Annotated in this window: 29 protein-coding genes and 1 pseudogene; 17 read left to right on the top strand and 13 right to left on the bottom strand. The window is 65.6% G+C overall.

Annotation, left to right across the window (positions count from 1 at the left end; all coding sequences use genetic code 11):
* Positions 1-67 precede the first annotated feature (67 nt).
* The 6 genes from ACIBK2_RS21705 to ACIBK2_RS21680 all read right to left on the bottom strand — a co-directional run bounded on the left by ACIBK2_RS21705 (position 68) and on the right by ACIBK2_RS21680 (position 5,927).
* Positions 68-1,048: a glycine betaine ABC transporter substrate-binding protein gene (locus ACIBK2_RS21705; protein WP_396969350.1), complete on the bottom strand. Its 981-nt coding sequence runs from the start codon at positions 1,046-1,048 to the stop codon at positions 68-70.
* Entirely contained in the window at positions 1,045-1,776 is a 732-nt protein-coding gene (locus ACIBK2_RS21700; RefSeq protein WP_396969349.1) for an ABC transporter permease, read from the bottom strand. Before ACIBK2_RS21700 ends, ACIBK2_RS21705 begins: the two co-directional genes overlap by 4 nt.
* Positions 1,773-3,071: an ATP-binding cassette domain-containing protein gene (locus tag ACIBK2_RS21695; RefSeq protein ID WP_396969348.1), complete on the bottom strand. Its 1,299-nt coding sequence runs from the start codon at positions 3,069-3,071 to the stop codon at positions 1,773-1,775. Before ACIBK2_RS21695 ends, ACIBK2_RS21700 begins: the two co-directional genes overlap by 4 nt.
* The gene (locus tag ACIBK2_RS21690) at positions 3,068-3,712 is read right to left on the bottom strand and encodes an ABC transporter permease (protein ID WP_396969347.1); all 645 of its coding nucleotides are present in this window, start codon (positions 3,710-3,712) and stop codon (positions 3,068-3,070) included. The genes ACIBK2_RS21695 and ACIBK2_RS21690 overlap by 4 nt, the downstream gene beginning before the upstream one ends.
* A gap of 243 nt (positions 3,713-3,955) precedes the next feature.
* On the bottom strand, positions 3,956-4,885 hold the full coding sequence (locus tag ACIBK2_RS21685) for a TauD/TfdA dioxygenase family protein (RefSeq protein WP_396969346.1): 930 nt from the start codon (positions 4,883-4,885) through the stop codon (positions 3,956-3,958).
* 469 nt (positions 4,886-5,354) lie between these two features.
* The gene (locus ACIBK2_RS21680; RefSeq protein WP_396969345.1) at positions 5,355-5,927 is read right to left on the bottom strand and encodes a CGNR zinc finger domain-containing protein; all 573 of its coding nucleotides are present in this window, start codon (positions 5,925-5,927) and stop codon (positions 5,355-5,357) included.
* Positions 5,928-6,007: 80 nt separating this feature from the next.
* Here ACIBK2_RS21680 and ACIBK2_RS21675 point away from each other — a divergent pair, with 80 nt between their 5' ends.
* From ACIBK2_RS21675 to ACIBK2_RS21650, 6 genes are all read left to right on the top strand, one after another.
* Positions 6,008-6,751 carry a class I SAM-dependent methyltransferase gene (locus ACIBK2_RS21675; protein WP_396969344.1) on the top strand — a complete coding sequence of 248 codons (744 nt, stop codon included), beginning with the start codon at positions 6,008-6,010 and terminating at the stop codon, positions 6,749-6,751.
* 175 nt (positions 6,752-6,926) lie between these two features.
* On the top strand, positions 6,927-7,259 hold the full coding sequence (locus ACIBK2_RS21670; RefSeq protein ID WP_396969343.1) for a plasmid stabilization protein: 333 nt from the start codon (positions 6,927-6,929) through the stop codon (positions 7,257-7,259).
* Positions 7,260-7,386: 127 nt separating this feature from the next.
* Complete coding sequence (locus ACIBK2_RS21665) at positions 7,387-7,848, top strand: SRPBCC family protein (protein ID WP_396969342.1); 462 nt, start codon at positions 7,387-7,389, stop codon at positions 7,846-7,848.
* A 323-nt stretch (positions 7,849-8,171) separates the two neighbouring features.
* The gene (locus ACIBK2_RS21660; protein ID WP_379281599.1) at positions 8,172-8,678 is read left to right on the top strand and encodes a hypothetical protein; all 507 of its coding nucleotides are present in this window, start codon (positions 8,172-8,174) and stop codon (positions 8,676-8,678) included.
* A 122-nt stretch (positions 8,679-8,800) separates the two neighbouring features.
* Positions 8,801-9,697 (top strand): aromatic prenyltransferase, encoded by an 897-nt coding sequence (locus ACIBK2_RS21655; protein ID WP_396969341.1) that lies wholly within the window; start codon positions 8,801-8,803, stop codon positions 9,695-9,697.
* Positions 9,698-10,001: 304 nt separating this feature from the next.
* Entirely contained in the window at positions 10,002-10,382 is a 381-nt protein-coding gene (locus ACIBK2_RS21650; protein ID WP_396969340.1) for a PLD nuclease N-terminal domain-containing protein, read from the top strand.
* 7 nt (positions 10,383-10,389) lie between these two features.
* On the opposite strand, the gene ACIBK2_RS21645 is transcribed toward ACIBK2_RS21650, so the two are convergent.
* The 4 genes and pseudogenes from ACIBK2_RS21645 to ACIBK2_RS21630 all read right to left on the bottom strand — a co-directional run.
* Positions 10,390-11,403, bottom strand: a complete 1,014-nt coding sequence (locus ACIBK2_RS21645) for a hypothetical protein (RefSeq protein ID WP_396969339.1) — start codon at positions 11,401-11,403, stop codon at positions 10,390-10,392.
* Positions 11,404-11,482: 79 nt separating this feature from the next.
* Positions 11,483-11,839, bottom strand: a complete 357-nt coding sequence (locus tag ACIBK2_RS21640; protein ID WP_396969338.1) for a hypothetical protein — start codon at positions 11,837-11,839, stop codon at positions 11,483-11,485.
* 15 nt (positions 11,840-11,854) lie between these two features.
* Positions 11,855-12,310: an ester cyclase gene (locus ACIBK2_RS21635; RefSeq protein ID WP_396969337.1), complete on the bottom strand. Its 456-nt coding sequence runs from the start codon at positions 12,308-12,310 to the stop codon at positions 11,855-11,857.
* A 105-nt stretch (positions 12,311-12,415) separates the two neighbouring features.
* Positions 12,416-12,577 (bottom strand): annotated as a pseudogene (locus ACIBK2_RS21630) (carotenoid oxygenase family protein); the annotation flags it as partial.
* A gap of 272 nt (positions 12,578-12,849) precedes the next feature.
* Between ACIBK2_RS21630 and ACIBK2_RS21625 the strand changes: the two are divergent.
* The 4 genes from ACIBK2_RS21625 to ACIBK2_RS21610 all read left to right on the top strand — a co-directional run bounded on the left by ACIBK2_RS21625 (position 12,850) and on the right by ACIBK2_RS21610 (position 17,261).
* Positions 12,850-15,465, top strand: a complete 2,616-nt coding sequence (locus tag ACIBK2_RS21625; protein WP_396969336.1) for an AAA family ATPase — start codon at positions 12,850-12,852, stop codon at positions 15,463-15,465.
* A 29-nt stretch (positions 15,466-15,494) separates the two neighbouring features.
* Positions 15,495-16,289, top strand: coding sequence for an adenylate/guanylate cyclase domain-containing protein (locus ACIBK2_RS21620; RefSeq protein WP_396969335.1), 795 nt, complete (start codon positions 15,495-15,497; stop codon positions 16,287-16,289).
* 22 nt (positions 16,290-16,311) lie between these two features.
* A complete protein-coding gene (locus ACIBK2_RS21615; RefSeq protein WP_396969334.1) occupies positions 16,312-16,662 on the top strand; it encodes a hypothetical protein in 351 nt (116 codons plus the stop codon).
* A gap of 206 nt (positions 16,663-16,868) precedes the next feature.
* Positions 16,869-17,261, top strand: coding sequence for a nitroreductase/quinone reductase family protein (locus tag ACIBK2_RS21610; protein WP_396969333.1), 393 nt, complete (start codon positions 16,869-16,871; stop codon positions 17,259-17,261).
* Here the strand turns inward: ACIBK2_RS21610 and ACIBK2_RS21605 are convergent.
* Positions 17,178-17,453, bottom strand: coding sequence for a hypothetical protein (locus ACIBK2_RS21605; protein WP_396969332.1), 276 nt, complete (start codon positions 17,451-17,453; stop codon positions 17,178-17,180). The genes ACIBK2_RS21610 and ACIBK2_RS21605 overlap by 84 nt on opposite strands.
* A 157-nt stretch (positions 17,454-17,610) precedes the next feature.
* On the opposite strand from ACIBK2_RS21605, the gene ACIBK2_RS21600 reads away from it, so the two are divergent.
* Positions 17,611-18,387, top strand: a complete 777-nt coding sequence (locus ACIBK2_RS21600) for an alpha/beta fold hydrolase (protein ID WP_396969331.1) — start codon at positions 17,611-17,613, stop codon at positions 18,385-18,387.
* Between the two features lie 58 nt (positions 18,388-18,445).
* On the top strand, positions 18,446-18,907 hold the full coding sequence (locus ACIBK2_RS21595; RefSeq protein WP_396969330.1) for an SRPBCC family protein: 462 nt from the start codon (positions 18,446-18,448) through the stop codon (positions 18,905-18,907).
* A gap of 14 nt (positions 18,908-18,921) precedes the next feature.
* On the opposite strand, the gene ACIBK2_RS21590 is transcribed toward ACIBK2_RS21595, so the two are convergent.
* Both ACIBK2_RS21590 and ACIBK2_RS21585 read right to left on the bottom strand, forming a co-directional pair.
* A complete protein-coding gene (locus tag ACIBK2_RS21590) occupies positions 18,922-19,503 on the bottom strand; it encodes a TetR/AcrR family transcriptional regulator (protein WP_396969329.1) in 582 nt (193 codons plus the stop codon).
* Positions 19,504-19,568: 65 nt separating this feature from the next.
* A complete protein-coding gene (locus tag ACIBK2_RS21585; protein WP_396969328.1) occupies positions 19,569-20,795 on the bottom strand; it encodes an FAD-dependent oxidoreductase in 1,227 nt (408 codons plus the stop codon).
* Between the two features lie 176 nt (positions 20,796-20,971).
* Here ACIBK2_RS21585 and ACIBK2_RS21580 point away from each other — a divergent pair, with 176 nt between their 5' ends.
* From ACIBK2_RS21580 to ACIBK2_RS21560, 5 genes are all read left to right on the top strand, one after another.
* Positions 20,972-22,525 (top strand): flavin-containing monooxygenase, encoded by a 1,554-nt coding sequence (locus tag ACIBK2_RS21580; protein ID WP_396969327.1) that lies wholly within the window; start codon positions 20,972-20,974, stop codon positions 22,523-22,525.
* Positions 22,522-23,367, top strand: a complete 846-nt coding sequence (locus ACIBK2_RS21575; protein WP_396969326.1) for an SDR family NAD(P)-dependent oxidoreductase — start codon at positions 22,522-22,524, stop codon at positions 23,365-23,367. Before ACIBK2_RS21580 ends, ACIBK2_RS21575 begins: the two co-directional genes overlap by 4 nt.
* Positions 23,368-23,513: 146 nt before the next feature.
* Positions 23,514-24,170 (top strand): hypothetical protein, encoded by a 657-nt coding sequence (locus ACIBK2_RS21570; protein WP_396969325.1) that lies wholly within the window; start codon positions 23,514-23,516, stop codon positions 24,168-24,170.
* A gap of 64 nt (positions 24,171-24,234) precedes the next feature.
* On the top strand, positions 24,235-25,098 hold the full coding sequence (locus ACIBK2_RS21565; protein WP_396969324.1) for an ABC transporter permease: 864 nt from the start codon (positions 24,235-24,237) through the stop codon (positions 25,096-25,098).
* The gene (locus ACIBK2_RS21560; RefSeq protein ID WP_396969323.1) at positions 25,098-25,967 is read left to right on the top strand and encodes an MlaE family ABC transporter permease; all 870 of its coding nucleotides are present in this window, start codon (positions 25,098-25,100) and stop codon (positions 25,965-25,967) included. The genes ACIBK2_RS21565 and ACIBK2_RS21560 overlap by 1 nt, the downstream gene beginning before the upstream one ends.
* Position 25,968 lies beyond the last annotated feature (1 nt).

Here is a 25,968-nt window from a genome sequence, read left to right as displayed (position 1 = left end):
GCAGCGCCTACCGCGTGGGTCGTCACCCCGGAGGGCGGTATTCGCCTCCGGGACAACCCTGATGCTCCTATGCGACCAGCTTCTCTTTCTTCAGCCAGTCATAGGCGACATCGGCCGGATCCTCTCCGTCGATATCGACGCGACCGTTGAGCTCCTGCATCAGCTGATCGGTGAGATGTTCGGAGATCGTCCCGATCAGGTCCCGCAGTTGCGGGTAGCGATCGATGATGGCGCCACGCACGACCGCCGTGCCGCTGTAAGGCAGGAAGAACTTCTTATCATCTTCCAGGACAACGAGATTCAGGTTCTTCACGCGACCGTCGGTGGTGTAGACCATGCCGAAATTGCAAGGCGCACCCTTGGCGGTCGCCGTGTAGACGACACCGGCGTCCATGCGCGTCACGTTGCCGGACGGTACTCCGTTCGGATCGTTGTACGGAATCCCGTATTTCTGCAACATCGGAATGAAACCATCGGAACGACTGAAGAATTCGTCATCCACGCAGAACGTCCGGTCGGGTACCGGCAGTCGCGCTACATCGGACAGTGACTTCACTTGCAGCCGTTCGGCATTCGGCGTCGACGCACCGAACGCGTAGGTGTCGTTGAAGTTCGCGGGCGGCAACCACTCCAGGTTGTTCTCCCGCTTCTCGATCTCGTGCACCCGCTGCCACAGTTCCGTTGGATCCGCGATCGTCTCGGTCTCGTTGTGATAGTTGACCCACCCGGTGCCGGTGTACTCCCAGAGAATATCGGCGTCACCGTTGAGTTGGGCCTGTCGAGACGATGCGGAACCCGGTGCGCCGGTGAGGTCTTTGACCTCCGCGCCCGCCGCGGCCAGGTAGGTCGCGGTGATCTTGCCGAGCAGCACGCCCTCGGTGAAGCTCTTCGACGTGACGACCAGCTTCGCGCCATCCAGAGGTTGTTGACCGTCCGGGAGATGCGCCTCATGGAACGTCCCGGACGAGCTCACCAGACCGCACCCGGCGAGCAATGCGACGACCAGCGTGGAAACCAGCGTAACCCGTTGGACGCATGTCGATTTCATGAGATACCTCGCGGCGTCGCGGCGAGTTCGACAAGCCTGCCGAGCCAGTCGATGATCAACGCGAGCAGCCCGACGAGGATCGCGCCGGAGATGAGCAGCTTCGGCAGGAACAGCGTGACCCCGGTGGTGATCAGCGTGCCCAGACTGGTCGCCCCGATGAACGTGCTCAGCGTCGCCGTACCGACCAGAATGACCAGCGCAGTGCGAACTCCGTTGAGAATCACCGGCACCGCGAGCGGCAACTCGACCTGGAACAACGTCCGTGTCCCCGAGTAACCGATCCCGCGCGACGCCTCGATCGTGCGGTGATCCACCTGCCGCAACCCGACGATCGTGTTCTGCAGGATCGGCAAAATCGCGTACACCACCAAACCGACTATCGCCGTACGGAATCCGGTACCCAGCCAGAACGTGAACAAGACCAGCAACCCGACCGCTGGCGCCGCCTGACCAATGTTGGCGACGTTCACCGCGATCGGCTCGAGCCGCCGCAACGCGGGTCGAGTCAACGCGATACCCAACGGAATCGCGACCACCACCACGATCAGCGTCGCCACCACGGTGAGCTTGATATGCGCGAGGATCGTGGTCTGCAGGTTGTCCCACCCGAGCGACGCCTTCTCCGTCGGCGTGAGCGTCGTCGACCGATACCAGAGGAAATATCCGATACCGATAACGCCGATGATGATCGGCTCGAACCATACGTCGATCGGCACGCGGCGACTCATGACGGCTCCGCCGATCCGGGTTCCTCGTCGGCCGCCACCACCGGTGTCGGCGCCGGATCCGTTCCGTCGACGTAGGTTTCGTACGAGAGGTCGGCCTCCTCCGAGCGCACCTCGGCGAGCTTGGCCTGGATCGTCTCGGTCACCGACCCGATACTGAGTGACCCGACCACCGCGCCGCGCCCATCGGTGACCAGCGCGGCCCCCTGGCTGGCCGCGAGCATGGCATCGAGGGCGTCGTTGAGCGTCGAGGAGCGTGCGACAACCGGCAATCGTCGATCGAGAAAGTCGGAGACCTCCGGTTTCGTCGCCACCTCGGTGAGCGACGGCCACGACCGCGGTCGCCCGGCCTCGTCGACAACCACCACCCAGGTGTGCCCAGCGGCCTTCGCGCGTCCGATCACCGCCTGCGCCGACTCACCGACCCGAGCGGTAATCACCTTGTCGTACTCCACATCCCGCACCCGCGAGACCGTCAGATACGCCAACTTCGCGCCGGACCCGACGAATTCCTCCACGAACGGCGTCGCCGGATCGGTGAGGATCTCCTCGGGCCGCGCGTACTGCTCGATGTGTCCGCCTTCGGACAGGATCAGCACCTTGTCACCGAGTTTGGTGGCCTCCTCGAAGTCGTGCGTGACCACGACGATGGTCTTGCCGAGCTCGTGCTGAATCGCAATCAGACTGTCCTGCAAGCGAACCCGGGTGATCGGATCGACCGCGCCGAACGGCTCGTCCATCAGCAGCACCGGCGGATCCGCGGCGAGCGCCCGCGCGACGCCGACCCGCTGCTGCTGACCACCGGACATATCCTTGGGCAGCCGGTCGGCGAAAGTCCCAGGATCGAGCCCGACCAGATCGAGCAGGTACTCGGTGCGCTCGGCGATCCGCTTCTTGTCCCACCCGAGCACTCGCGGAATAGCGCCCACATTCTTGGCGACCGTCCAGTGCGGGAACAGCCCGCCGGACTGGATGACATACCCGATCGACTGCCGCAGCTTGTCCGGATCCTCCCGGGTGACATCGCGCCCGCCGATGAAGATTCGGCCCTCGGTCGGCTCGATCAACCGGTTGATCATCTTGAGCGTGGTCGTCTTGCCGCAGCCGGAGGGCCCGACGAACGCGACGATCTCGCCCGCCTCGATCTCGAGGTCGAGCCGCTTGACCGCAGGCGCGTCCTGGCCTCGATACCGCTTGACGACCGCGTCCAGCTTGATGGGCGCACCGGTCACATTGCGCTCCGCGGACGGCGCGGGTCGGCTGGTCACAATGGAATCGCTACGCGATGCTTCATTCATTGCAGTCCCTTTGCGATCGTGAGGCGTCCGAGCAGGACGAGGAGTGCGTCGAACACCAACGCGATGAGGACGATGAGGATGGTGCCGGTCAGCGCCATTTCGATGGCGTTCGCGCCACCGAGCCGGGACAGCCCGTTGAAGATCAGTGACCCGAGACCCGGACCGAGAACATAGGCGACGATGGCCGCGACGCCGACGATCATCTGGGTGGACACCCTGATGCCGGTGAGAATGACCGGCCAGGCGATCGGCAATTCGACGGTCAGCAGAATGCGCCAGCGCGAAAAGCCGATGCCGCGCGCGGATTCGATGACCGAGGTGGGCACCGACCGCAGACCGACGATCGCGTTGCCGATCACCGGCAATGCCGCGAAGAACGCCAGCATGATGAACGACGGAACAACGCCGAGTCCGAACGGGACCAGTAGGAGCGCGAGCAATGCGAGCGACGGAATCGTCAGTGCGACTCGGCTAGAGGTCAGGGTGAGGGCGGACGCCAGCGGGAGCCGATATACCGCGACGGCGACGAGGACCGCGACGACGGTGCCGACCAGCACCGTCTGAAATGCCAGGGAGGCATGCTGATACGTGAGGAACGTCAGAAATTCGCCTCGTCCCCGGACGTAGTTCCATAAATTCACGCGTTTCCCATCGTCAGGCGAAGTCGGTTACCTGTTTGTGCGTAGTGACCGGGCGCGAGCCGTCAAAGAGTAATCGACGGCGTACGTTCGGCTCTGGACGACGCGCGGCGCGTGAATCGCCGGATTGTCCATCCCGCGCTTGCTTTCCCCCCGCTACCGGCCGCCAAACAATGCGATGCGCATTTCACACCGGGCCGTGCACGAATCCATGGTGGTGACAATTACTTCCGCGACGTCGGAAGGTTATGCCGCCCGCTCGACGGTCGAGTAGTACTCCGCATTGCCCGCGATCACGGTGCTCGATGAGCCGTCGACGCCGACGGGGATAGTGCCGGCCAACGTGATGCGGGTCAGCCTGCGATGTTCGCTGCCGTCGTAGTCGTCGATGGCGTAGTGCTGGGTGGCGTGGTTGTCCCACATCGCGACATCGCCGAGTGACCAGTCCCAGCGGACGGTGTTCTCGAGGCGCGTCACCCTGTCCTGGAACAGCCGGAAGAGCGCGTGCGACTCGCTGCTGGACACGCCGACGATCTGCTTCACGAAGCACCCGAGCAGCACGGCGCGTTCGCCGGTTTCCGGGTGCACATGCACGACCGGGTGCTCGGTTTCGAAGTAGGTGGACTCGAACTCGCGGCGGTAAGCCTTGGTGCCTTCGTCCAGGCGTTCCTCGCTGTCCGCGGCGTAGTCGTACTGGTTGGTGTGCCGCGCGCGCAGGCGCTCGGCCAGCCGTTTCAGCGGTTCCGGCAGCGAGTTGTAGGCGGCGACGGTCGAGGCCCAGGTGGTCGAGCCGCCGTAGCTGGGCAGCGTGACCGCGCGCAAGATCGAGGCCTTCGGGACGCGATCGACGAAGGTGACGTCGGTATGCCACACGTTGGAACGACCGTGGTTGGAATCGATGGCGAGGGTCTTCACGCCTGCGGAGGTGAGCGTGGGGTGCGGGGTGGTCGGCGTGCCGAGCAGTTCGGCGAACTCGTACTGCCCGTCCTCGGTCAGGTGCTGCTGGCCGCGGAAGAAGATCACCTTGTGTTCGTTGAGGGCGGCGCGGATGGTGGCTATGGTCTCCGCGTCCAGGTCACCGCCTAGCCGGACGCCATCGATACGTGCGCCGATGTGGGCACCGAGCTTGACCACCTGCACGGCGGTGTCGGTCTCCGATGGGTAATCGACGGACATACCAAGGCCTTTCGCTCCAACCGGATGCTGGAAGTCAGACGAAACCATCCTCGGCCGGGCTTGACCAGTATTACGGTCACCGAGATCGAAACGGGCAGGAGCGGATCGCGCGCGGTACGCTGCGGGGGTCGAAAAGGACCAGGGTCGGCGATGGTAAGCCCGACCCCCTCTGACGAGGCTCCGTTTCGCCACCGCGGTGGCGAACCCGCGACAAGCAATCGGCGAGACCGCCGGGGGCTCGACGCGTGCTTGTGGTTCGAAAAGTGTTGTCTCGTCAGGTCTTCGGCTGTGCTCGCCTCGTCATATAGAGGAGAGACCATGCCTATCATCCGTGTCGACGCGTCGGCCGTGACGCAGATCAATGTGTTCACCGTGCCGCCGGAAAACCAGCAGCCGTTGCTCGACTATCGTTCGTCGACGCCGAATACTAAGCAGCACAACGGGTGCGGGCGTACATCTGATAGATCGCCTAACTCAATGCCCGGCGCGCTCGGAAAGCCGCTGTCTTGGCGCGGTTCTGGCATGCGGTGCTACAGAAACGCTTGGTGCCGTTGCGGGAAGTGTCCAGGTATACGCGATCACAATTGTCCGCAGAGCAGATGCCGAGCCGGTCGGCGTGTTCGCTGCCGAGCACGAACGCGAGGCCGACGGCGCAGGCTGCGGCGATCCCGGCCGTCAGCGCGGCATCCGCGGAGTGGAAATGCAGGTGCCACGGCTGCGAGTCGCGCCGGAAAAGTGTTGGCCTGGCACCGTATTCGATGATCAGCGCGTTGACCTGGGTGGCGGCCGCATCCATGTCATCGTCGGCCACCGCGTTGAACACCTGCCACAGCTGTCCGGCGGCTCGGGCCAGGTCTTCCGCATCGGAAGGCTGGACGTGATAGCCGTAGGCCGCCGAGACCACGTTGTCCAATCGTTCGAGCAGTTCCGCGCTGTCGGCCGCCGGCGGATACGGCCTGCCGCGGCGTTCGCCGGGCACAGCGGCGTTCACCAGGTCGACCCCGTCTTCGACCACACCCAACGTGTGACTGTCTAAACGCACTTGATCAGTCACCTCACCTTCGCTACAGTCGTTACTGTCGTTACTGTCGTTGAACAGTATGACAGTAACGGGAGTTGCTCATGTCGCTCACACCCACCCTCGCCCGGACCTGGATCGATCGCTGGGATCGCCAGCAGGAGGGCTATCTGCCGGACCGCGAGATCATGTTCGCGGTCATCGCGGATGCCGTCGCCGCCAACGCCGACCGTCCGGACCCGCTCGTGCTCGACGTGGCCTGCGGTCCAGGCTCGCTCGGTGCCCGTATCCGCGAACGGTTGCCGCAGGCCCGCGTCATCGGCGTCGACGCCGATCCTGTGCTGCTCGAATTGGCCCGCACGGCATACGGATTCGAACTCGTCGACCACAACCTCGCCGATCCGGCCTGGGCGGCCGCGCTGCCGAACGAGCCGATCGACGCGATCGTCAGCACCACCGCCCTGCACTGGCTCTACCCCGACCAGCTCGTCGCGCTCTACGCCCAGTCCGCCAAGCTGCTCCGCCCCGGCGGCATCCTGCTCAACGGCGACGATATGGCCACGGCCGCAACAGATATCGACCAACTCCATACCGCGATCGGTACGCGCCAAATCGAACGTGAAGGTGTCGGCGACCGGGAAGGCTGGGTGGAGTGGTGGGCGGCGGTCACCGCCGAGCCTGAAATGGCCACCGCGGTCGCCGAACGCGACAACCGCCGCTGGGAACATCCAGCGGACAGCGGCGCGACCTACGAGCAGCACGTGCAGGCGTTGCGTACGGCCGGATTCCGGACCGCGGAATCAATCTGGCAATACGGTCGTCGTCGCATCATCGCCGCCGTGAACTGACCGCCCGTCTCGGATAGTGCACGATCCCGCCTGGAAGCGCGCAGGACTGATGGGTCGGAGCATTCGGCAGCCCGTCAGCCCTGCTCACCGGCTAATCCGCGAATTCGAGTGGCAAGTGATCGCAGCCTGTTTGTAGTCCGCCGCTCGGGTTATCCGGCGAGCAGGAGGTGTGATCATGCCCAAGGAATGGACCGACAAGCAGGAACGTCAGTACGAGCACGTGCGGGATTCGGAAAAATCGCAAGGCGCGAGCACCCGCCGGGCAAAGGAGATCGCGGCGCGCACGGTCAACAAGAATCGGGCGCAAGCAGGTCAGACGAAAACCGCCAGCCGCACATCGCTACAGGACAAGTCGCCGCAGCAACGCGGCGGCGAGCGCTCGGGGCGCCGCGGTCCCAAAGGCCCGACCCGCGACCAGCTCTACAACGAGGCCCGGCAACGCGGCATCAAGGGCCGCTCGACAATGACCAAAGATCAACTGGCCCAGGCACTCGGTGGCAAGAAGTAATCGCGGACAAGTCCCGAGGCGGTTTCTGCCCGGACCGCCCGGGTATTGCGACCTCTGACCGAGTCGCCAGAGCGACTGTCGAAGGGCTCGACCCAGCGACTGCGGGCGAGCGAGGAAAGGGGTACCTATGAGCACCTTGGCCGCCACCGTAGACGTCGAGGTACCGGTCCGCACCGCCTACAACCAGTGGACGCAGTTCGAGTCGTTTCCGCAGTTCATGGAGGGCGTCGAAGAGGTGCGGCAGCTCGACGACCGGCACACGCACTGGCGCATCCACGTCGGACCGGCGACCCGCGAGTTCGACGCGACCATCACCGAACAGCACCCCGACGAACGCGTCGCGTGGAAATCCGACTCGGGCCCGCAGCACGCCGGCGTGATCACCTTCCACCGCCTCAGCGACAACCAGACCAGGATCACCGCCCAGATGGACGTCGACCCCGAAGGTTTCGTGGAAACCGCCGCCGACCTGTTCGGTGTGCTACAGCACCGGATACATGGCGATATGCAGCGCTTCAAGCAGTTCATCGAAAGTCAAGGCCACGAAACGGGTGCCTGGCGCGGCGATATCGCGCGCCCCGACGCCTGATCGCAAGCGCGTCGCAGAAACCTCCGAACGCTGCGGGCAACGCTCGGCAAACTGTGATAGTCGCCGAGCTCGGTGCACGAATTAGTACTGGACAAACGAAAACATGCGTGGTTCAGCATAGTGTTTCGTGGGGCGTAAAGTGAAGCGAGTTGCGGTTCAAGCGATTTCGGCGCAATTCGTCACCGACGCGACCGGGCCGATTAGTAATACCATTCGGCTATTGATGCGCCATTGACAACGGCCGAATGGTGCTGAATTCTTGCCGGGTGACGGGGAACGGGCAGAGTCGGCGAAAACCGCCATCGCACGTGTTAGGAGAATTGATGACGTCGCCGCAGTGGCCGGACCAGGACATCACACAGCTACGTGAGGTCGCGGACAGAATCGCGACCCTCATCCAACGCAACACCGAAGGTAGCGGGGGACTGCCGCGCTTCGTCGACGCGCTGCGCCAGAGCGGGCCGATCGCGGAACTGCTGATCGAGTACTCGGTCCGCTGGTTCAACGACAGCAACGGCGAATCCGTGCTGCTCGGGCCCGAGCTGTATTGGCTGCTCACCGAGACCGTGCCGGTGGAGGATCGCGCACCGGCCGGCGAGGGCTTCGGCCAAGCGGGCATGAACTGCCACCCGGTCACCCGCACCAGGCAGATGCTGCTGATCTGCGTGCTGGAAAAGCTGTCGACCCGTCCGTGGCGTCCGGAAACTCCCGAGCAGGCCGCGGCGATGGTCAAGCGTCGGTACAGCGACACCGCAACCCCCGTGCTGCCCACCCGCACAGCCCAACCGGCGGGCGTCGAAGGCGTGATCACCACCTCGCAGTTCCCGTAAGGGCGAGTCGCACGGTGCGTTTGCTGGGTTGATTGCTGGTCCGCCTCCCTGCGGCCGCGGCGAGCGCTATCGTGAATAGGTCCCACACCTGCACTGCCTGTTCCACTTTGAGGTGATGGTCTATGAGCGCGTCCGGCGTGACAGCAGCAATCCTCCGGCAGGATCTGCGCGAGTTCGCGCGGCTAGCCGAAACCCGTTACGACCCCGCGGTTGTGGATGCGGTGTTGGACGCGCTGACCGACGTGTGGGCCGACGCCTGGCTCGCCGTGCGCACCACCACGCATCCACTGCCGATGCGACAGGTCAGTGCGCGGTTCATGAACCTATCTGCGGCTACAGATCCGGTCGGCAAACTGCGTAACGCAGGGCTGCTGCATTTCGACGGCCACCCGATGGAAGAACTACTCGCGCAGGTGTCGGCGGAGGTACCGGTGGACTGGGGCATCGACCTCGCCGTCGACACCGGCGTCCAGAAGATCTGGACCGCCTTTCCGGAATTGATCAGCGTGGACCGAATAATGGACTTTTCGGGCATACCGGAATCGGCGCGCGCCCATGCCAAACAGTTGAATCAGTGGGGCGGCGGCGAAATCGCTCTGATGGCAGCCGATTTCGTCAACCGAACCCTGAACCTGTACACCCAGATCCTGCGACCGGGCCAACTCACCACCACCGACATCGCCACAATCCTGCGCGAACTCGATTTCATCGCCGCCGACCCGACCGAATTGTCCGCCCTCGCTTGGCCTTACACGGTATACGCAACCTTCAACTGGACCACCCCCACCATTCAGCGAATCTGCTTCCCCGCCCGCTACACCGCCGACACCTTTCCCCCGCTCGATCCAACCTTGACCCGCTTCGTCAACGGAGCCCCCTTCGCAGGCCCCGGCCCCCGCGGATTCGCCTTCTACGCCGCCTACGGCCCCACCGAGCGCTACTACAAAGTCCAAGCCGACTACACCTCAGCCGCAACCCAAACTCTCCCCGGCGGAGTCGAAGTCCCCCAATCCCGTTAGCCACGTCGGGGCAGTTACGGCAGGAGTGACCGGCGTCTCGGTTGCGGCATCGAAGGTGGGGATGGCCGGTCGGCGTAGCAGCCCGTGCTGGGGTGGAATGAGATGCGCATCGCACTCGGGGTGCGAAAGTTCGGGGGTCGGATAGGGTGTGCGGTGGCGCGGCCGCGGGGGTTGATCGGGGTCGGTCGAATTGTTCAGGAAGTGCCAGTTGCGGGCAGGCGGATGTCCGGGCCGGTTGGGGGAGATTCGTCGCGAATCGCCACACGAACGGGTTGTTGGCTGGCCGGCGTATGAGGAGAAATCGATGCCTTACGCGATGGTGGGTTTGTTGACCCTTGCGCTGTGGGTTTACTGTTTGATCGACATTATTACCTGCCCTGACGTGGGCATTCGCCATCTGCCGAAGATGGGGTGGCTGGTTGTGGTGATCTTGGTGCCGACTATCGGTGCGCTGCTCTGGCTCTTTGCGGGCCGCCCGATCAACGAGACCGGTCCGCGGTCGACGACCAGTTACGCCGAGTACGACCGGCCGGGCCGCTATGTCGCCCAGGATCCGGAGGCCGACGCGGCATTCCTGCGCGGCCTGCGCGAGCGGGCCGAACAGCAGCGGGCCGAAGCCCGCCGCCAGGAAGCCGCTCGACAGAGTGACTTGGACCGGCGGCGGGAGCGGGGCGAACAGGTCTAACGGCCGCCTAAGACGACGGCGGGTTCCATCGCCGAGCCAACTCGTCCAGCCGATCGCGAATTCGCCGAATTCGTTTGTCGGGGGCGGTTTTCGGCGCGAACAGCGAAACTGTCAGCGGAGTGAGCGGCGTCTGCACGGGATGCGGCACGTCGGCGTTCTGCAAGACGCTGCCGAGTTCCGGCCCGTAGCCGAGATCGACCACGATTCGATCGGACCGGTACGCGCAGCGGGCAACGATCGGCCGCACCGCCAGCGCCGCGAGCTCGGGAATCAACCGCAGCAACAGTGCGGGCGCGAGGCCGATGATCACGGTGGCGGCCGCGACCGCCGGGCATGCGACGAGGCCCCGGCTGAGCACCGTCCAGCCGACGGCGAAAACTTGGGAACTCCGCGCGGGCAACCGTCGCGCGATCGCGTCGCCGACCGCGATCAGACCCAACCCCGAAAGCAACGCCCGCTCGATCCACACGACGGGCAGGTTGTAGTGCCGAAATATCAACTGCCAGAACGTCGCTCGACCCTGCACTCGCTGCGCGAGTTGATGGGCGAGCACAGCTTCCAACTCCCGCGGCTGGAGTCGTTGCAACCATTCCGGAGTCGTGGTGATCATCCGGTCCGGCACCACGAACTGCCGATCCGCCTCCTGCACCCACAACGTGTAGGCAGACGCCGACACTCCGGCCTTGTGCGCAACCTTCTCCCACGCGGCGCTCAGCGCGGGCTGTTCGTCGGACGTCGGCGGCCGCAGCCGGAATATGCGCAACAACCATCGCCGTTCCGGCGCCCGGAAACACACCACACACCAGCAGATACACACCAGAATCCAGGCCACCGGCAGCGCGCCGGGCACACCGACGCCGAGCGCGCGGCCGAGTCCGTAGAGCAACACCGTTATCGACGCCGCGGACGGTATCGCAGACAACAGCAGCACGACCCACGCCCGCACTCGGTCCGCGGTCGTTCGCCGGGCAACAGCAGTTCCGCCTGGGTAATTCGCCTTCGCGATCACTTCGGAGGTCATGCCCGACCGTACAGCGGATTCCGGCCATACCGTTAAACCACCGGTGAGCGCCCGGTGGCCAACGACTTGCCATCAGTGCTCAGCGCCGCCGTCGCAGCTGGTAGACACCGGCGACAGCGAGGCTCGCGGCGACGATCACACCCGCGAGGACCGGGTGCATGTCCTTCGACAGACTCTGTGCACCGTCCGGTCGGAGTATCCAGATACCAAGTGGCACAGCGTAAGCCGCGGCGAGCGTGACGGCCCAAGGGCGCAGCGAACGGAGCCGGGCCTTGCACAGTGTGCCGACCAGCACGACTGTGACCGGGACGACAGCCACCATGGCGAACTGGCCGACGATCAAGACGGGCACCGCCCACGCGGCGATGATGACCGACCGAGCGTCGGGGTAACGAGCGTGGTCTGCGCGGTGACGCAGCAGGGTTCCAGCAGACATGATCTTCTCCTTAACTCAGGCGTGGACGCCGAGTGTGGCCAGCAGCACATGCATGTCCGAGTTCACCCAGTACTCGGCGATCTCGTCCTGCTCGATCCGCAGAATGTCGATGCCGGTGAATCGGATGGCGGTACCCGCGGGCGCGGTCGCGCCGGGGAATCCGCCGCCGTAGGTGCCGACGGCGATCCAGCGGAGCGCGAGATGGTCGCGATCGACAATGGGCCCGACCTCCACGGTGAACACCAGCTCGGTGAAGGCGGCTCGGGTCTGCGCGATCCACTCGACCAAACCGTCCGGCCCCTCGACGGTGCGATCTCCGCCACCCAACGGTGCGGCGTGCACGTGGAAGTCGGGGGAGATGATGGTGTTGGCGAGGGAGTAGTCGCCGTTCCAGGTGGTCAACCAGCCGTCGAGCAGGCGCCGGAACGCGGCCTGGCCGTTGGTGTCGATGGTGGTGCTGTGCTGCTCCATGACGAGCCTTTCTTGTTGTGTTGGTGCGGTTTTCGGAATTTCGGGGAAAAGACGGCCGCAACAGCCGGCTTGGACACATCGACAGCCGGCCGACCGGATGCCGTGCAGCATGCCCGCGCCGCGGAACCAGTGCGTCGGCGTCACAACGGGTTTGGGACTGTGCCCGTTACGGAAGTAGCGGCCGGTCAAGTCCGGCGGCAGCGTGCCGTGCACGGTCAGCTCGAGTGCGATGAGCTCATCGGCCGTTGGTGCGTAGTGGCCGGTAATGTACGGCGCAGTGATCGCGTTCCCATGCCAGTAAGTCTCGCGACGGCAGGCATTGGCTCGCGTCGGTAATACCTACCTATCTGAATACCTAGTGTGCGGCGTTGTCCGCGCCGATTTCGAGTATGTGAGTGAGCGGCAGCGAGTGAAGCAAGGGCACAGCACGACAGCGTCGAGCGCCAGCGAGGCGGAGTCGTGAGCGAGCGTCAGCGAGCGAACCAAAGGCACAGCGCGCCCGAGCGCACGACGGAGCCGAGCGCCAGCGAGGCGGAGTCGTGAGTTATCTGGTCGGGCGATCCGAGGAGACGGCGCGACTGCTCGCGCTGCTGCACGAGGCGCGAGAATCCCGTGGCGGTGCCGTGATCCTGCTGGGGGAGGCGGGCATCGGCAAGAGCGCCTTGCTGGAACACCTGGCCAAAGCGTCTTCTGGCTTCTTGATCATGCGAGCCACCGGCGCCGAGTTCGAGATGGAACTGCCGTATTCGGCTCTGCATCAACTGTGCGGTCCGGTGCTGGAACACCTCGATGCGCTGCCTGCCCCGCACCGCACGGCGCTGCGGATCGCGTTCGGTATGGAGACCGGCACCCCCGACCCGTTCCTGGCCGGCGCGGCTGCCCTCGGCCTGCTGCTCGAACATGATCGACCCTTGCTGTGCCTCATCGATGACGCGCAGTGGCTGGACCATGCCTCGGCACGGGCCCTGGCGTTCGTGGCCCGACGGATCGGTGCCGAACGGGTGGCGATGGTCTTCGCCGCGCGCGAAAGCGTGCCCGGGCTGGAGCAACTGCCCCGGGTGGACGTCGAGCGGTTGAGCGAATCCGAAGCCCGCGCGGTGCTGGTCCGCGAGATCCCCGCCTCGCTGGACGTGCGCGTGCGCGACCGCATCCTGGCCGAATCGCGCGGCAACCCGCTGGCCCTGGTGGAACTGCCGAGGTCTGCTGGATTGGCAGGCATGGCAGGCGGTTTCGACCTGCCCGCACCACGCGCCGCCGAGCGAAGCTTCCGCGCCCGCCTCGAGGTACTGCCACCCAAGACGCGGCTGCTGCTGACCTTGGCCGCCGCGGAGCCGGTCGGTGATCCCGCCCTGCTGTGGCCCGCGGCGAAGCTCTTGGGCGTCGAGGACGCGGCCGCCGACGAGGTGCCGATGGTCGAGTTCGGCACCCGGGTTCGTTTCATTCATCCCCTCGCTCGTTCGGCGGTCTATCAGGCCGCGACCGCCGCCGAGCGGCGCAGCGCGCACGGCGCGCTCGCCCAGGTGAGCGACCCGGTCGCCGATCCGGACCGGGTCGCTTGGCATCGCGCATTGGCCAGCGTCGGCCCCGACGAGGACGTGGCCGTCGCGCTCACGCAGTCGGCGACCCGGGCACGGGCGCGGGGCGGCGAGGCCGCCGCGGCCGCGTTCCTGGAACGCGCGGCGGCGCTGACGCTCGAACCCGGCATGCGGTCCGAGCGGGTGCTCGCCGCGGTCGAGGCGAAATTGTCGGTCGGCGACTTCGGTGTGGCCGCCGAGTTGCTCTCCACGCTCGACTCCGACGATCCGCGCGTCGACCTGCTGCGCGCTCGAATCTCCTTCGCCCGCTTCCGCGGTGGCGACCGGCCGACCGACCATCTGCTGCGCGCCGCCGCTCGACTGACCGACCGCGAGCCGGCCCGCGCGCGCGAGTACTACGTGGACGCGCTCGAGATGGGCACGCTGACCGGCGGCCTCGACGCGGTGATCGCCGCCGCACGCACCGCGCCGGCCAACCCGGAGCCGCACACCAGCGCGGACATCATCTTGGACGGCGTGGTCGCCTTGGCCGTCGAGGGCCATCAGGCGGCCGCGAAGCTGTTGCGTCCCGTCGTCGCCGACGGGGCCGACGAGGTGTGGACCCGGTGGCCGACCCTCGGCTTCCTGCTCGCCGTGGAATTGTGGAACGCCGACGCCATGGCAGGCATCGCGACCCGGGTCACCGCGTTCGGCCGCGAGCTCGGCTCTTTTCATATGTTGCCGATCGGGCTGGCCATGCTCGCCACCGTCACCGCGCACGCGGGCGACCTCGGCGCCGCGACCGCGATGATCTCCGAGGAAGAGGCGATCGCGGAGGCCACCGGCGCCGCCCCGCTCGTCTACCCGCGCATTCACCTCGCCGGATTTCGCGGCAGGCGGGCCGAGGCCGAGGAGCTCTTCGCCGGCGTCGGACCGCACATGACCCTCAGCGTGCAATACGCCACCGCCGTCCTGCACAACGGCCTCGCCGACTATCCCGCGGCATTGCAGGCCGCGGAGCGCGCCGTCGCGACCGGCGACCTCGGGATGGCAGGCCAGGCGCTGCCGGAACTGGTCGAGGCGGCGGTGCGCTGCCACCAACCGGAAACCGCACGCGCCGCGCTCGCGAGCTTGGCCGAGCGGGCCGGCGCGGGCGGGCAACCGTGGGGGCTCGGAATCGAAATGTACGCAAGGGCTTTGGTGGATGACGACGAGGAGTCCTACCGTCAAGCCGTGGCACTATTGGAAACCACGACGCTCGCCATCGCGGCAGCGCGCGCCCATCTGGTCTACGGCGAATGGCTCCGTCGCCAAGGCCGCCGCCGCGACGCCAGGGCCGAATTACATCTCGCCCATGAGCAACTGTCGGCGCTCGGCGCGGAGGCGTTCGCGGCGCGCGCGGCCGCTGAGCTGCGCGGCACGGGGGAGCAGACTCGGAGTCGATCCGCCGACGTCGCCGATTCCCTCACCGTGCAGGAGGTACACATCGCCCGCCTGGTGGCCGAGGGCGCCACCTCCAAAGAGGTTGCCGCCAAACTCTTCCTCAGCCCACGTACCGTAGATGCTCACCTGCGCAACATCTTCCGCAAACTCGGCATCACCTCCCGGCGGCAATTGCGCGACCTGCCCGCCATCCGATAGCACGTCGACCACTACCTACGGTGGAGTCCATGATGATCGAGCTCGTACTCGCGGCGATTGTCGTGTTGGAGGCCGTAGGTCTGGTCGTGCTGTTCGTGCTGCTGACGCGCAGTCGCCGCCAGTTCGACGAGCTCCAGCGCAAGGTCGACAACCGGCAACTCCTGATGATCAGTGGTCGGGAGGCGGTGAAGACCGTGTGGGATACGGCGAACCTGTTGCGCAAGAAAGGGTTCCGGAGCACGGTACTCACCTCCATCGAAAACCTGGCGGGCTGGGCTCAGGTCGAAAGACCTGACCTGGCGGGACTGACCCCGGACGGCCACGTCGTCCTCATGTTCTCCGATATCGAGGGGTCCACCGCCCTCAACGAACGGCTGGGCGACCAGTCCTGGGTCAAACTGCTCGAACGCCACGAACGACTGATCCGGCACCGCGTCACCAAGCACGACGGGCACATCGTGAAGAGCCAAGGCGACGGCTTCATGATCGCGTTCGCCGAGCCGGAGCAGGCGGTGCGCTGCGGCTTGGACGTGCAGAGCGCGCTCGGCAACGGCGCCAAACTCAGTGGGCGCGAGCATGTTCGGGTGCGGATCGGCATCCATATGGGCAAGTCGGTCCGCCGCGGCGACGATCTGTTCGGTCGTAACGTGGCCATGGCCGCCCGGGTCGCCGATCAAGCGAGCGGCGGCGAGATCCTGATCAGCGAGCCGGTGCGCGAGGCGGTCGTCGATGAACCCGATATCGCCGTCGTCGCCGAGCGTGCGGTCGAACTGAAGGGCCTGCACGGCACCCATCTCCTGTACACGGTCGACCGCGTGGGCTGACGGGTGTCGCCGCCGCGGACGGATGTCCGCGGCGGCCACGGGGATTCGGCTCACCCGGCCGTCCCGCGTTCGACAGTTCCGGTACGTCTTCCTCGGTGGGCAGCGGGTCCTGGTGGTAGTGGGCACTGCCCGCTTCGGCGGACTGCCGCACGGCCGCGAAGCCGTAATCGATCATGGCGGTTTCATAGTCGGGGGTCAGTCCCCGGGTCTCGGCGTTGATCGGGATCTTGCCGTAGAGCTGCCGCACACCGCTGTCGACGAGCCGCAGGTGCGGCAGACACTGCTGGCGCACAACGGAGTTCACGCCGTCCGCGGTGACCAGGACATCGCCGGTCGCGCTGCTGCCGTCGGCGAAATACGCGGGGCGAGATAGAGTTCATAAAGGTTGGCAGGCAATGCGTTTCGGACAGCGCGGTCGCCGTCATCGTCGATGTGGACCCGACGCTGACACCACTTCGCGCATTCGCGCACGTGACTTGTGGTGGAAAGCACAGCCTCTTGTCACGCGTCGACGCGATCTCTATTGTTGAGACAAAGAGACTATGAATGTCTCGCAGGTATCCCGCTGAAGGAGTGTCGATGCGTGATCGAATCGAGGTCAAACGGCACGTCGTCGGGTGGGTGCAGCGGCATATCGCCAACCCGATAACCCGTCGAGTGCCAGGACAGGCACTGATCGAAACGATCGGCCGGCGCAGTGGCCTGCCGCGGCACACGCCGATCGGCGGCCGACGCGTCGGTGACGCGTTCTGGTTCGTCTCCGAATTCGGTCACCGATCGGATTACATCCGCAACATCGAGGCGAATCCCCTTGTCCGCGTGCGGATCCGCGGTCGCTGGTACCCAGGTATCGCCCATCTGGTCCCTACTGACGACGCGAAACGGCGGCTACGTGAACTGCCGCGAATCAACAGCGGCGGTGTCCTGGTAATCGGCGGCGAATTGCTCACCGTCCGCGTCGATCTCGACTAGGGCCGGGGCCCGAAAATCATGGGCGCCAACGTACGTCGGGCGTAGGCGCGCATCGATCTTCAACCGCGCGACCCCGCTCGCCGCCGCCTCCACGACCACGGCATCGAGAATCTTCGCCACCGTCCGGTCGGTCGGCTCCGCCGCGCCGCCCAGGATCCCGGCCGCGACGAGGCCGCCGATGCTTTGCTTCATGCAGGTCACTGTAGTCCGGCTTGAATGAATGCAACGATATGCGACTCTTTTGTTGCATTCATTATCTTCACTGTCTACGATCCGGAGTAATCGCCGGTGTGAGTCGCCATGGTTGCGATACCCGCACGCTGCACGACTGGATTGCCAAGGGCCGCTGATGATCTCCGATAAACCTCCGCTCGTGCTGCTGCATGGCATCACGATGTCGGCGAAGGCGTGGCAGGACGTAACGCCCTTGCTCGAGCCACATCGTGCGGTGGTCGCCCTGACCGCTCTCGGGCACCGAGGAGGCGCACCGGTCGCCCGGCGTCCTGCTCGAATCAGTGATCTGGTCGACGACGCGGAACGCGCGCTGGACGCCCTCGGGCTCGAGCGAGCTCACCTGGCGGGAAACTCGTTGGGCGGCTGGATCGCCATCGAACTGGCACGTCGAGGGCGGGCCGACACTGTGTGCGCGCTCTCGCCCGCCGGGTTCTGGGAGGCGGGTGCCACCGGACAGACCGCGGGCGTGAAGAAGCTGCGCAGAATGATCGCACTCACCCGCCTGACTCACCGAATGCAGCCTCTCGCAGTACATTCGCGACTCGTGCGGCGAATCGGAATGCGCGACATCGCGCGCCGGGCAGATCGGATCACGCCCGCGCAAGTTCTCGACGCGGCGCGAGACCTCCTCGGCTGCACGGTTATCGATGACCTACTCGGCAATCACGAACAGGTGGCGCCGCTGCCCGAGCTGCCCTGCCCGATCACCCTCGCTTGGTCGGCATACGACGCCATCTTGCCCGTTGATGTCAACGGCCGGATCGCCCGCGAACGAATACCGCAGGCGCACTTCGAGATCCTGCCCGGCGTCGGTCACGTACCGATGATCGACGACCCGGCACTCGTCGCCGCGACAATCCTCGCCACCACCGGAGTGGCTGCAAAGGGTTGACGTCCACTCGGAAAACTCACTCCGAGTGCCGATTCCGCACTGACCGAAGGACGACCGCATGCGCACAGTAACCATCCACCGGACCATCGACGCACCGATCGACGCGGTCTTCGCGGCATTGAGCGACGCGAGCACCTACACCGGCGCGCCGCTCATCGTGCGCTCGACCCTGGTCAAACCTGGGGCCGACGCACCCTACGGCCTCGGCGCGATCCGCGAGATCATCGCAGGCCTGGCCTGGTTCCGCGAGGAGATCACCGCCTACGATCCGCCGCACTCGTTCGAATATCGAATCCTGCGCTCCATCCCCGCGACCCAGCACGAGGAAGGCCGGATCGCCCTGCGCGAAACGGCCGAAGGCACCGAACTGACCTGGACAACGACGTTCACCGTCCGCATGCTCCTGGCGTCCGAGGTGCTGACCACCCTGGCGGCACCGATCATTCGGACCACTTTCAATCAGATCATCGACGCCGCAATAGCTTCCATTCGCATCGACGACCCGCAGCATCCCCGCTAGGTCCGCGCCGCGGCTTACTTCGGCAGCGGTGACATATGGTCGAGCAAGGTTCGGGTGAACTGCCGATAGCGCTCCGGGGTGAAGGTGTCCGGCTCCGAAAGCGCCATCCGCCCGGCCTGCTCACCCATCGCCAGCAGCGAGATCGCCGTCAGTTCCAGGTCGAGTTCAGCGAGGCCACGGCGACGATCGCGGCCCCACTCCAGCAGTGCGGTCAGTTGCGCGAGGGCGAAGCGGCGGCCGGTTTCGAAGCGGTCGCGGACCTGCGGGGGAGCGTCGTCGGCCGGCAAGAGCAGCAGCCGCCACGAGGCAGGATTCTCGGTGACGGCAGTCATGAGGTTGGTCATCGCCTCGATCAGGATGTCGTCGAACTCGGCGGTGGTCTCGAAGGTGGGCATCGCGCCCGCCAGCGTCGTCAGCGCCCGCTCCTCCTCGCGTTCGAGCAACGCGACCAGCAGCGGCTCCAACCCCGGATATGCCGCGTATACCCGGGGTTTGGCCAGATCGACCTCTTTCGCGACGGCCTCCATCGTGAGCGCCGCGTACCCATGCTGGTTGAGCAGTCGCAGCGCCGCGTCGAGGACCTGTTCGCGGCGCACTTCGAGGAGCATCCGCGGCTGGCGGGGACGCTTGGTGGATGAACTCCGTTGCACGCCAGCGGCTCTCAGTAGTAGGCCCGTGCACCCGGGCGCGGCACCGGGACCTGCAGGGGTCCATTGGCGAGCCATGCACCCGCGGGCCAGACGACCGGGGCGAGTCTTGCCGCGATGGCGCGTTTGACCTGCGTGGTTCGGTCATTGCCGCGCATCTGGCGCAAGGCCTTGGAAGAGATGTCGCGATTGTGGATGCCCCAGCGCCTGCTGTCGTCGGCGGCGCGTTCGATGATCTCGCGGCGTCGAGTTGGGGTCGCGGCATCGGTGGCCTGTGCGATCGCGGTGGCCGCGTCCGTGGCGTCGAAGACACCGGAGTTCAGGCCGCGTCCGCCCCAGGGGGAGAACAGGTGTGCTGCTTCGCCGGCCAGCAGAACGCGGCGGTGGATGTCGGTGTAGGAATCGGCGACGACCTGGTGGAAGCGGTAGGTGGAGATCCATTGGATGTGGTCGCCGTACCAGGGGTCGACCACCTTCGAGACCCACTCGCGCACACCGTCGGGGCTGGACAGATAGTCCACGTCATCGTCGGGCAGGCACTGCAGGTCGATGCGCATGCCGCTGGCGAATGGCATGTGCATGACGTTGCGTCCGTCGAGGGCGGGGTCGTGGTAGTGGAAGTAGCCGTCCATCGGTGTTGTGCCGTCGGGGTGTTCGTCGACGTCGACGATGATGAACGGTGTCTGGTCGGTGACACCCTCCATGGTGACGCCGATCGCCTTGCGGGTCACCGAGCGTGCGCCGTCCGCGCCGATCACATAGGAGGCGGTGAGTTGCTCGCCGTCGGTCAGCGTGATCGTCACGCCGTCGCGGCTGGTGTCGAGGTCCTGAACCGGTGCGTCCCAACGGAATTCGACACCGTGCGCGAGGCATTCGGCGAAGACGATCTTCTCGGTCTCGCGTTGCGGCAGACTGCTCGCGAGGTGCGGGAGCGCCTTGCGCAACGGCGCGAGCTGCTGATTGAACACCCGACGACCGCCGTAATAGGCTTCGTAGCCGGTCGGCAGCACTCCGGCATCGATGATCTGCTGACCGAGCCCAGGCCGGATCTCGTTCAGACGCCGTAGCGTCGGGAACATCAACGCGATCGCGCGACTGCCCGGTCGCACTCGATCCTGCGGTTCAGCTTCCAGGACAACGACTTTCAGTCCACGCCGAGCCAACGCGAGTGCAGCGATCAAGCCGACCGGGCCGGCGCCGACGACGACGCAGGGCTCGGTGTCCGACGGTTGATTCCCCATTGCGACCTCCATGTCTGACGGGTTCATGCAGTAAGTACGTTACCGTAGCTACGGTAGCGTACTTATGCCAACATGGAGGGAAAAGGTGGTCATGTCATCTTGTCGACTCGCAATAGTTACGCTAACGTAGCTACGTCCACGTAACTAAAGCCGGTAAGAGCAGGCGGACCGCGATAGTGACAACTGATTCAACGAAGACTCAGACCGAAGAGGGCGAGCAGGCCCGAGGTCGCGTGCATCGCACCCGCGTGCTGATCATCGGTGCCGGCTTCTCCGGCATGGGGATGGCCATCCAGCTCGGCCGCCGCGGCCGCCGCGACTTCCTCGTCCTGGAGAAGGCCACCGAGTACGGCGGGACCTGGCGCGAGAACACCTATCCCGGTTGCGCCTGCGATATCCCTTCGCACATGTACTCCTTCTCCTTCGAGCCCAACCCGCACTGGTCCAAGATGTGGTCCGGCCAGGAGGAGATCCTCGAATACCTCAAAGGCCGTGCCGCGAAGCACAACCTGCGCGCCAATACCCATTTCGGGAAGGCCGTGCACCGCGCCGCGTGGGACGAGGCCACCCAACGCTGGCACGTCCGCACTGAGCAGGGCGACGAGTACATCGCGCAGTTCCTCGTCTCCGGGATCGGCGGGCTACACGTCCCCAATACCCCGAAACTCGCCGGTATCGAGAGGTTTTCGGGCACCACCTTCCACTCGGCGCAGTGGAACCACGAGTACGACCTGCGCGGCAAGCGGGTGGCTGTGATCGGAACCGGTGCCAGCGCCATCCAATTCGTGCCCGAGATTGTCGATGACGTCGCCGAGCTGCACCTCTACCAGCGCACCCCACCGTGGGTGCTGCCACGCACCAACATCACCATCCCGCCCGCGGTGCGCACGCTGTTCAGTGCGGTACCGGCGACCCGGCGGGTGGCCCGCGACGGGATCTACTGGTCCTGGGAAGCGTTCGGCATCGGCCTCAACGGCCACACCAACCTGATGAAGCCGCTCGAACAGCTGGCGCGGCGCAACATCGAGCGGTCGATCAAGGATCCGGAACTCGCGCGAAAGCTGGTGCCGGACTATCGGATCGGTTGTAAGCGCATTCTCGGTTCCAACGACTACTACCCGGCGTTGGCCAAGCCGCACAGCACCGTGATCACGGAGGGGATCGCCGAGGTGACCGAGCGCGGCATCATCTCGGCGGACGGGGTGGAGCGCGAGGTCGACGCCATCATCTATGGCACCGGATTCGAGATCTCCGGCGGGTTCCACCGGCTCGACGTCGTCGGGCTGGACGGTGGGAAGCTCGCCGAGCAGTGGGCCGAGCACGGCATGGAAACCCACCTGGGTATCACCGTTGCCGGTTTCCCGAACGCCTTCTTCCTGCTCGGTCCCAACACCGGTCTCGGCCACAACTCGGTGATCTTCATGATCGAACAGCAGATCAAGTACGCGATGGACGCCATGGCGTTGGTCGAGCGCAGCGGTGTCGAGGCGCTCACCGTGCGTCGAGCGGTACAGGATCGATTCAATGACGAGATCCAGCGCAAGCTGAACCGTGGCGTCTGGAGTACCGGCGGTTGCCAGAGTTGGTATCTCGACGCGGCGGGCGTCAACCGGACCGTGTGGCCAGGATTCACCTGGGAGTACTGGCTGCAGACCCGCAGGGTCGAGCCCGCCGACTTCGAACTGCTCGGATCCGTTCAGCTGGTCGGCGAGAAGGTGGCAGCCCGATGAAGGGGTTCGGCGACAAGGTCGCGGTCATCACCGGCGCCGGGTCGGGCATCGGTCGCGCGCTGGCGGTGGACCTGGCCGGGCGCGGTGCGCGACTGGCGTTGTCCGATATCGACGCCGACGGTCTGGCTGAAACCGCGACTCTGTGTAAAACCATTGGTGCACAGGCGACTACCTACGTTCTGGACGTCGCCGACCGCGACGCGGTGTACGCCAACGCCGAGGAAGTGCTCGGCGCTTTCGGCGCGGTGAACCTGGTCATCAACAACGCGGGTGTGGCGTTGACCGCGCGCGTCGAGGAGATGAGCTGGGAAGACTTCGAGTGGGTGATGAACATCGACTTCTGGGGCGTCGCCTACGGCACGAAAGCCTTTCTGCCGCATCTGATCGCCTCGGGTGACGGTCACCTCGTCAACCTCTCCAGTGTCTTCGGTCTGATCGGCACGCCCACCCAAAGTGCCTACAACGCGGCGAAATTCGCGGTGCGCGGCTTCACCGAAGCGTTGCGTCAGGAGATGCGGATCGCCGGACATCCGGTCGGTGTGAGCTGTGTGCATCCGGGCGGGATCAAAACCGACATCGCCCGCAATATGCGCGGACTGAACGCGGTCAACCACGAGAAAGTGACCGCCGCTTTCGACAGGTACGCATGGACCACCGCGCAGCGGGCCGCCACGGTGATCCTGCGCGGCGTGGAACGCAACTCCGCGCGCATCCTGATCGGTGCCGACGCCTACGGGTACGACCTGACGCCACGACTGCTCGGCGGCCGGTACCAGGACCTCAATGCGTTCGTGGCCAGACTCGGCTCCGCGCAGGCGGCCAAGCGCGGGCTCGAGCTGTGAGGCTGCGAGTTCGCTGGTTTTCCTGGCCGACGCGTTCGATAGCTGCTAGATTCCCGTTGAAATGACATCGCAGGTTGTCAAAATATGTGACTCACCGTTCTGGACCACCCGAACAGTGATCGAGCTGGTGTTGGAAGGTGAACGAGATGGCACAGACGACAACCGCGGATGTCGAGGAGCCACAGCCGGATAGTGCCGAACCGGAACTCGAACCATCGAAGGCCGATAATCCGGTTCGCCACCGCGTCGCCGGCTCGGACGGCACCATTTCGATCCGCCTGAGCACTGTCGCGCTGGCAGCCGCGATAGCCGTGTTGGTAGTCGTCGCGGGTGTGCTCGCCTGGGGCATGCATCGCAATGGCACCGAGCTCGATGCGGCGCGGGCGGAGGTCAGTTCGATGCGCGCGGCCGCCGACGACCGTCAGCACGCGCAACGGGTCGCCAGCGACTATTCGGTCGGTGCGGCGGATATGAACTTCGGCAAGCTCGACGACTGGTCGGCTCGGCTGACCGCCAACACCTCGCCGGAACTGGCGAACAAGCTGAAGCAGGCGGCCGCGTCGATGGAACAGATCATCGTCCCGCTGCAATGGATTTCGACGCCGACGCCGATCACGGCGACAGTGCGCTCGGAGCAGAACGGTGTGTTCGTGGTGAACTGCTTCGTCAGCGTGCTGACCAAGAACACCCAGGCGCCCAACGGGATTCAGTCGACCGCGACCTACACCGTCACCGTCGACAAGAACGCGGGGTGGAAGATCACCGACGTCGGTGGCATCGATACCGCGCTGAGCGGCAAGTAGTAATCGCCAACAAGCGGACGGATTGCCAGTGTTGAACGGCCACAACGTTGTAGCCGCCGAACCGATGGCCGACCCTCCTGCGGTCGCCGGCAGTACCCGGCGCAGTCGGCTCGCCGACGCGCCCAACACCTTGGTCGACCACCTCGTCGGCACCGTGTGCACCAGCACGGCGACGATCGGCCGATCCGTCATGTTGTCGGTGGCGATGCTGCGCTATCTGGTCAATGACATTGCGCGCGGCCGACTTCCGTTCGGCGAGTTCGTGCAGCAGGCCTGGCATCTGCTCAAAGTCACGGCGGTGCCGGCGATTTTGATGGCCATCCCATTCGGTGCGGTCGTGTCGGTGCAGGTCGGCGGACTGGTGCAACAGGTCGGCGCGACCTCGCTGACCGGCGCGGCCAGTGGCCTCGGCATCATCCGCGAGGGTGCGCCGCTGGCCGCGGGCCTGCTGCTCGGCGGGGCGGCGGCCTCGGCGATCGCGGCCGATCTCGGTGCGCGGGCGATCCGGGAAGAACTCGACGCGATGCGGGTGATGGGCGTTGATCCGGTGCAGCGCTTGCTGGTTCCGCGCCTGCTCGCGTTGCTGGCGATCGCGCCGGTGTTGCTCATCGTGATCGTCACGGTGGGTGTCGGTTCCGCCTATGCGGTCGCGGTGGGGGTCAGCGATGTCAGCCGGGGCAGTTTCTGGGCGTCGTTCGGTGCGTTCGCCACCACGACCGATCTCGCGGTGGCAGTCGTCAAGACCGCGGTGGCCGCCGTGCTGGTCGCGATCATCGCCGGGCTGCGCGGTCTGGAGGCGCGCGGTGGCCCGCGCGGTGTCGCCGACGCGGTCAACTCGGCCGTCGTGTTGAGCGTGACCATGATCATCTTCTCGGCCTTGTTGCTGACTCAGCTGCAGACGATGTTTCTGCCGAGCCGGATCGCATGATGTCCACGACACCGTCCCGATACAGCCCGTTCCCGCGAGTCGCCCGGGCCAGGAACAAGGTTGCGCGGCAGGCGGGTAACTTCCTGGCGGAGATCGGCCGCGCTGTCGTCTTCGTGGCCAGGACACTGTGGCTCGTGCCGGTCACGCTGCGCCAGTATCGCCCGCAGACGCTGCGGACATTGAACAATCTCGCGTGGGGGCGAGGTTCGCTCATCGTCGACGGCGGCGTGGTCTCCACGATGCTGATCCTCGGTGTCGCGATCGGTGCGGTGGTGTCGATCGAGGCGTTCGCCGGGCTGGATCTGATCGGTTTCGGCGCGCTGTCGGGTGTGGTCGGCGGCATGGCCAATATCCGGGAGATGGCGCCGATCATCGCCGGTATCGGGTTCGCCGCCCAGGCGGGCTGCCGGATGACCGCGGAGATCGGTGCGATGCGGATCTCGGAGGAGATCGACGCCATCGAATCGCTTGGCGTGCGGGTGATTCCGTTTGTCGTCGGCACCAGGCTGATCGGTGGCATGCTGTGCGTGGTTCCGGCCTATCTAGCGACACTGCTGATCAGCTTCCTCACCTGCCGCACCGTGGTGACCGTGCTGCACACCCAGTCGGTCGGCACCTACAACCACTACTTCGAGCAGTTCCTCAACCCGACCGATGTCGTGTATTCGACCGTCAAGGCGGTGTTGTTCTGTGCGGTAGTCACTTTCATCCACTGCTATTTCGGCTACTTCGCCACGGGCGGGCCCGCCGGAGTAGGGATCGCGAGCGGCCGTGCCATCCGTGCCAGCCTGGTCGCGATCATCCTGCTCGACCTGTTGCTGACCGTCCTGTTGTGGGGCGTGACACCGGAATTCGTGTTCGTAGGGTAAG

The sequence above is a fragment of the Nocardia sp. NPDC050175 genome (assembly GCF_044459885.1).
Taxonomy (GTDB): Bacteria; Actinomycetota; Actinomycetes; order Mycobacteriales; family Mycobacteriaceae; genus Nocardia.
This window is presented reverse-complemented; position numbering and strand designations above follow the sequence as displayed.

Coding starts and splice junctions, on each gene's coding strand:
- ACIBK2_RS21705 (WP_396969350.1), bottom strand. CDS start 1,048: ATGAAATCGACATGCGTCCAACGGGTTACGCTGGTTTCCACGCTGGTC.
- ACIBK2_RS21700 (WP_396969349.1), bottom strand. CDS start 1,776: ATGAGTCGCCGCGTGCCGATCGACGTATGGTTCGAGCCGATCATCATC.
- ACIBK2_RS21695 (WP_396969348.1), bottom strand. CDS start 3,071: ATGAATGAAGCATCGCGTAGCGATTCCATTGTGACCAGCCGACCCGCG.
- ACIBK2_RS21685 (WP_396969346.1), bottom strand. CDS start 4,885: ATGTCCGTCGATTACCCATCGGAGACCGACACCGCCGTGCAGGTGGTC.
- ACIBK2_RS21675 (WP_396969344.1), top strand. CDS start 6,008: ATGTCGCTCACACCCACCCTCGCCCGGACCTGGATCGATCGCTGGGAT.
- ACIBK2_RS21670 (WP_396969343.1), top strand. CDS start 6,927: ATGCCCAAGGAATGGACCGACAAGCAGGAACGTCAGTACGAGCACGTG.
- ACIBK2_RS21665 (WP_396969342.1), top strand. CDS start 7,387: ATGAGCACCTTGGCCGCCACCGTAGACGTCGAGGTACCGGTCCGCACC.
- ACIBK2_RS21660 (WP_379281599.1), top strand. CDS start 8,172: ATGACGTCGCCGCAGTGGCCGGACCAGGACATCACACAGCTACGTGAG.
- ACIBK2_RS21655 (WP_396969341.1), top strand. CDS start 8,801: ATGAGCGCGTCCGGCGTGACAGCAGCAATCCTCCGGCAGGATCTGCGC.
- ACIBK2_RS21650 (WP_396969340.1), top strand. CDS start 10,002: ATGCCTTACGCGATGGTGGGTTTGTTGACCCTTGCGCTGTGGGTTTAC.
- ACIBK2_RS21645 (WP_396969339.1), bottom strand. CDS start 11,403: ATGACCTCCGAAGTGATCGCGAAGGCGAATTACCCAGGCGGAACTGCT.
- ACIBK2_RS21640 (WP_396969338.1), bottom strand. CDS start 11,839: ATGTCTGCTGGAACCCTGCTGCGTCACCGCGCAGACCACGCTCGTTAC.
- ACIBK2_RS21635 (WP_396969337.1), bottom strand. CDS start 12,310: ATGGAGCAGCACAGCACCACCATCGACACCAACGGCCAGGCCGCGTTC.
- ACIBK2_RS21620 (WP_396969335.1), top strand. CDS start 15,495: ATGATGATCGAGCTCGTACTCGCGGCGATTGTCGTGTTGGAGGCCGTA.
- ACIBK2_RS21615 (WP_396969334.1), top strand. CDS start 16,312: ATGTCCGCGGCGGCCACGGGGATTCGGCTCACCCGGCCGTCCCGCGTT.
- ACIBK2_RS21610 (WP_396969333.1), top strand. CDS start 16,869: ATGCGTGATCGAATCGAGGTCAAACGGCACGTCGTCGGGTGGGTGCAG.
- ACIBK2_RS21605 (WP_396969332.1), bottom strand. CDS start 17,453: ATGAAGCAAAGCATCGGCGGCCTCGTCGCGGCCGGGATCCTGGGCGGC.
- ACIBK2_RS21600 (WP_396969331.1), top strand. CDS start 17,611: ATGATCTCCGATAAACCTCCGCTCGTGCTGCTGCATGGCATCACGATG.
- ACIBK2_RS21595 (WP_396969330.1), top strand. CDS start 18,446: ATGCGCACAGTAACCATCCACCGGACCATCGACGCACCGATCGACGCG.
- ACIBK2_RS21585 (WP_396969328.1), bottom strand. CDS start 20,795: ATGGGGAATCAACCGTCGGACACCGAGCCCTGCGTCGTCGTCGGCGCC.
- ACIBK2_RS21575 (WP_396969326.1), top strand. CDS start 22,522: ATGAAGGGGTTCGGCGACAAGGTCGCGGTCATCACCGGCGCCGGGTCG.
- ACIBK2_RS21570 (WP_396969325.1), top strand. CDS start 23,514: ATGGCACAGACGACAACCGCGGATGTCGAGGAGCCACAGCCGGATAGT.
- ACIBK2_RS21565 (WP_396969324.1), top strand. CDS start 24,235: ATGGCCGACCCTCCTGCGGTCGCCGGCAGTACCCGGCGCAGTCGGCTC.
- ACIBK2_RS21560 (WP_396969323.1), top strand. CDS start 25,098: ATGTCCACGACACCGTCCCGATACAGCCCGTTCCCGCGAGTCGCCCGG.